Here is a 4,818-nt window from a genome sequence, read left to right as displayed (position 1 = left end):
CTTTCTGGATCGCGTCGGGCAATCCGATCTTGGTCCATCCGCGGCTTACACAGTTGTCATGACACGGCCCGAGCATGAGGAACAGCCCGACTTCGGCGGTGCTGGACAGTCCTTGGTGGAAGGTGCGGATCCCGCGGCGGTGCAGCGGGACCCGGGCGCCCACCACCAGCCCCGTGACGTAGACGGCGAGGAAGCCGGAGGCGCCCACCGCCGCGGCGGCACCGTAGGACAGTCCGGCGACGCCGAGCGCGAGGACCGGATAGGCGCCTTCGGGGCCGAGGTTGGGGCGCATGAGCATCCAAGTGCCGGCGAGGCCGGCCAGTGCGCCGACACCGAGGCCACCGCCCAGTTGCAGCAGCGCGAACGTGACCCAGTCGCCAATTCCGGGATCGGCACGCCAGGTCTCGATCAACCCGATCGTGAGCATGATCGCGATCGGGTCGTTCGCACCGGATTCGACCTCCAGTAGCGAGGCCAGTTTCCGCGGCAGCGGGGCCCGGCGCAACATGGCGAAGACCGCAGCGGCGTCGGTCGAGGCCACCACAGCGCCGATCAGGAACGCGGTCAACAGCTCCACATCGAGCAGGAGATACGCACCGCCACCCACCACGCCCGCGGTGATGAGCACGCCGACGGTGGCCAGCAGTGAGCCAGGCAGCGCTGCCTGCCGCAGATCACCGGGTTTGGTGGTCAGCCCACCCTCATACAGGATCAACAACAGCGCTATGGTCCCCCCGATCTGGGCGACACGCGGGTCGGACAGACTGACCAACGCGAGCCCGTCGTCACCGATGACCATGCCCAGCACGAGGAACAGCAACAGACCGGGCAACCGCAGCCGGTTGGCGAACCCGGCCGCGAGAACACCACCCACCAACAGCACCGCAACCAGCAGGATCCACCAGTCGGCAGGTAATTGAATGCTCATAGCTCCACGGTTTCCGGTGTCCACATACGATCACGACCCTACCCAACACATCAGGTCGAATCGGGCAAATGGTGCAGGTCGGAGGCTGTGATGGCGGACGATAAGCATGTCGTCTCCCGTGTGCTGGTGCCATTGGACGGCACCGACGAGGCGCAGCGGGCACTCCTGCCCGCACTGCGGGTTGCCCAGACGCTGGATTGCCCTATCGAGCTGGTCACCGTCTACGACCCGGTCAACGGACGCTGGGCCCGTGACCTCGACGACATCGCCGAGCTGTTGCCCTACGACCAGGTCGAGGTCGCTGTCGTCGGCGCCGGATGGCCGGGCGAGGTGATCGCCGACATGGCCGGCGAGAACCCCGGAACCCTGATCTGCATGTCGGCGCAACACCGCGACGAGGTTGATCGTCTCGTCCTCGGCAGCGTCTCCGCGCATCTGCTGCGCACCAGCCGTGCGCCGACCCTGGTGGTCGGTCCCGGCTACGAGCTTTCGCGACTGCCCCGCCGCTATGAACGTCTCGTGGTCTGTCTCGATGGCTCCGACCGTGCCGAAACAGCCCTCGCCGTCGCCACCACGTGGGCCCGCCTCTTCGCTACCGAGGTCGAGCTCGTGCACGTCGCGTTTCCGAGAGAAACCCCGGGAAACCTGGAAGCTCTCGGAGCGGGCCTGTCCCGAGCTGCCGACGCACTGGCCGATGACGGTGTTCAGGCCAGTGCCACCCTGCTCACCGGCGACAATCCCGCCGCCAGTATCGCCGAGCTGCTCCAGTCCCGCCCGGCCACACTCGCGATCACCGCCACACACGGGAGTACCGGGCTCACCCGACTCCTGCTGGGCAGCGTCACCACTGAACTGCTCACGCGCAGTCCCACCCCCGTCCTGGTCGCTCCCGTCACCTGAACGCATCTCCCCAGGGCAGCGGTGATCAACATGTCCGATGCCCGTGTCAGTCGTACCCTGAAAGGTGGCTTCAACCGGCGATCGGGACCGGAGGAGGTCGCCCGGCATGCCCGATACCTCCATGTACCTGTTGCGGCTCGCCCGGCGTCTCCGCCCGGGGCGAAGCCCTGTGGCGCGAGGCTCCGACCGAATCGAGGCCGCTGCTCTCGTGATCGTTGTGCTGCTGTCGCTGCTGACCATCCCCGTTGTCGTTACTCACGGGCAGCGCAGCTACGCACACAACCGCCAGATCGCCGAGGAAGCGATGGCCAGCCGGTACGAAACCACGGCCACCCTGCTCGCCGACGCCCCATCGAGACCCCGAGCTGGGCGCGGGCCAGTCAGTGAGAACGGCACGCGCGCGCAGGCCCGGTGGACCACATCCGAGGGCATCGAGCTCACGGGGGCTGTCCCGGCCAGTTCCGGGATGTCCGCGGGCAGCGAGGTACCGATCTGGATTGACACTGCTGGCGAGGTGACGTCGTCACCCGCCACGCCGCAGGACGCCGCCGGTCATGCCGCAGCCACCGCCATCGCTACCTGGCTGATTGTGGTCGGCGCGTTGTCGGCCGCCTTCTGGCTCCTGCGGGCAGGACTTGACCAGCATCGCTACGCCCACTGGGCACACGAGTGGGCACGCCTGAACACCGGCCACGGCCCGCCCTGAACGCCCCAACCGCGACGACGGCGCGCGGGCCGCGTCTAACCCCAGGACAAGGTCGTGTACCAGAACGTCAGCACCGCACCCGGCCCGAGCAACACACAGAGACCAATACCGCCGTAAAACGGCTTGTCCTTCACGAGCATCGCCACCATCAGCACGGCCGCGGCCACGAGCGAAATGATCAACAGTTGTCGCCGGTTCGTGGAAGCTGACCCCCAGGAGTCTTCCGAAAGTTGACCCCCTCTGAGGTAGGAGGGTGTTGAACGTGGAGGACTGGGCGGAGATCCGCCGGTTGCATCGAGCTGAGGGCGTGCCGATCAAGGAGATCGCCCGACGGATGGGAATTGCCCGGAACACGGTGCGGGCGGCGTTGAAGTCGGACGGGCCGCCGAAGTATCAGCGGGCCTCGCGCGGCTCGGTGGCCGACTCGTTCGAGCCGCAGATTCGGGCGCTGCTGGCGGAGTGGCCTCGTATGCCGGGTCCGGTGATGGCGCAGAGGATTGGCTGGCCGCACTCGATGTCACCGCTGAAGAAGAAGCTGGCCATGTTGCGTCCGGAGTATGCCGGGGTGGACCCGGTCGATCGGGTGGTTTACGAGCCTGGGCAAATCGCTCAGTGCGATCTGTGGTTTCCCGAACCACCCATCCCGGTCGCTGCCGGGCAGGACCGGGTGTTGCCGGTGTTGGTGATGACGCTGGGGTTCTCTCGGTTTCTGACGGCGACGATGATCCCGTCGCGGCAGGCCGGGGACATCTTGTCGGGGATGTGGCAGTTGATCGACGGGATCGGAAGGGTGACGAAACAGCTTGTCTGGGACCGAGAATCCGCGATCGGCGGGACCGGGCGGGTCAGCGCGCCGGCGGCGGCGTTCGCCGGGACGCTGGCCACGAAGATCGTGCTCGCGCCGCCGCGAGACCCGGAGTTCAAGGGCATGGTCGAGCGGAACAACCAGTATCTGGAGACCTCGTTCCTGCCCGGCAGGGTCTTCACCTCACCCAGGGACTTCAACACCCAGCTCGGCGAATGGCTGGCTCGGGCCAACACCCGGACGGTCCGCTCGATCCGGGGGCGTCCGGTCGAGCTGTTGGAGACCGACTACCAGGCGATGCTGCCGCTGCCGCCGGTCGCGCCACCGATTGGGCTGAACCAGCGGATCCGGCTCGGCCGGGACTACTACGTGCGGGTCGACACCGTCGACTACTCCGTCGACCCGCGGGTGATCGGCCGTTTCGTCGACGTCACCGCTTCACCGGCCGAGGTGAGGGTGTTCTGCGACGGGCAGTTGGTTGCTCGGCATGAACGTTGCTGGGCCAAGCAGGTCGTGGTCACCGACCCCGCCCACCAAGCCGCCGCAGCGGCGCTGCGGAAGAACTTCGCAGCCGAACGGCTGCGCCGCGAGACCGCCGGACAGACCCGCCGTCACGCCGACGGACACGTTGTCGCGATGCGGGCCCTGCCGGACTACGACGCGCTCTTCGGCGTCGATTTCACTGCCCCACCAACGAAAGCGAGTAACACGTGAGTCCCACCTCATCCCAGCCCCAGGTCTTGGCTGCTGCGCCGAAAGACGGACTGCCCTCCCAGATCGCCTATCTGGCCCGGGTCCTCAAGACCCCGACGATCGCCGCGTTCTGGGAACAACTGGCCGACCAGGCCCGCGACGAGAACTGGTCGCACGAGGAATACCTTGCCGCCTTGCTGCAGCGCCAAGTCGCCGACCGTGAGTCGAAGGGCACCGTAATGCGGATCCGGACCGCCCACTTCCCGGCGGTCAAGACGCTGGAGGACTTCAACCTTGATCACCTGCCCTCGCTGCGCCGCGACGTCCTGGCGCACCTGTCGACCGCCACATTCATCGCCAAGGCCGAGAACGTGATCCTGCTCGGCCCGCCCGGAATCGGAAAAACTCACCTCGCGATCGGCCTCGGGGTCAAGGCCACGCAGGCCGGCTACTCGGTGCTGTTCGACACGGCCAGCAACTGGATCGCCCGTCTCACCGAGGCACATCACGGCAACCGGCTGGAGGCCGAGTTGAAGAAGATCCGCCGTTACAAACTGATCATCATCGACGAGGTCGGCTACATCCCGTTCGATCAGGACGCGGCCAACCTGTTCTTCCAGCTCATCGCCACCCGCTACGAGCAGGGCTCGGTCATGGTCACCTCGAACCTGCCCTTCGGCCGCTGGGGTGAGACGTTCTCCGACGACGTCGTGGCGGCGGTTATCTCGACTTCGATTTCCGAATCTTGCCGTTGACCTGGTATTTCGTGTCGTGGACAGGTGTCTT

The 4,818-nt window shown here is 66.7% G+C and carries 6 protein-coding genes; 4 read left to right on the top strand and 2 right to left on the bottom strand.

The features are described from left to right. Positions 1–928: cation:proton antiporter domain-containing protein (locus FCN18_RS38820; protein WP_228714366.1), on the bottom strand; the 928-nt coding region annotated here is incomplete at its 3' end. A gap of 90 nt (positions 929–1,018) precedes the next feature. On the opposite strand from FCN18_RS38820, the gene FCN18_RS38815 reads away from it, so the two are divergent. Together FCN18_RS38815 and FCN18_RS38810 are read left to right on the top strand one after the other, a co-directional pair. Further along, entirely contained in the window at positions 1,019–1,828 is an 810-nt protein-coding gene (locus FCN18_RS38815) for a universal stress protein (protein ID WP_113643310.1), read from the top strand. Positions 1,829–1,934: 106 nt separating this feature from the next. Next, the gene (locus tag FCN18_RS38810; protein WP_112276278.1) at positions 1,935–2,534 is read left to right on the top strand and encodes an Rv1733c family protein; all 600 of its coding nucleotides are present in this window, start codon (positions 1,935–1,937) and stop codon (positions 2,532–2,534) included. 35 nt (positions 2,535–2,569) lie between these two features. Here FCN18_RS38810 and FCN18_RS40650 read toward each other — a convergent pair whose 3' ends face one another. Next, positions 2,570–2,701, bottom strand: a complete 132-nt coding sequence (locus FCN18_RS40650; RefSeq protein ID WP_255375736.1) for a hypothetical protein — start codon at positions 2,699–2,701, stop codon at positions 2,570–2,572. An 86-nt stretch (positions 2,702–2,787) separates the two neighbouring features. Here FCN18_RS40650 and istA point away from each other — a divergent pair, with 86 nt between their 5' ends. Together istA and istB are read left to right on the top strand one after the other, a co-directional pair. After that, positions 2,788–4,053 carry an IS21 family transposase gene (gene istA / locus FCN18_RS38805; RefSeq protein ID WP_137097583.1) on the top strand — a complete coding sequence of 422 codons (1,266 nt, stop codon included), beginning with the start codon at positions 2,788–2,790 and terminating at the stop codon, positions 4,051–4,053. Beyond that, positions 4,050–4,787, top strand: a complete 738-nt coding sequence (gene istB / locus FCN18_RS38800) for an IS21-like element helper ATPase IstB (RefSeq protein WP_323808410.1) — start codon at positions 4,050–4,052, stop codon at positions 4,785–4,787. The genes istA and istB overlap by 4 nt, the downstream gene beginning before the upstream one ends. The last annotated feature ends 31 nt before the right edge of the window (positions 4,788–4,818 follow it).

The sequence above is a fragment of the Prauserella endophytica genome (assembly GCF_005146945.1).
Classification (GTDB): Bacteria; Actinomycetota; Actinomycetes; order Mycobacteriales; family Pseudonocardiaceae; genus Prauserella_A; species Prauserella_A endophytica.
The sequence above is the reverse complement of the archived record's forward strand: the minus strand, read 5'-3'. Positions and strand labels throughout refer to the sequence as shown.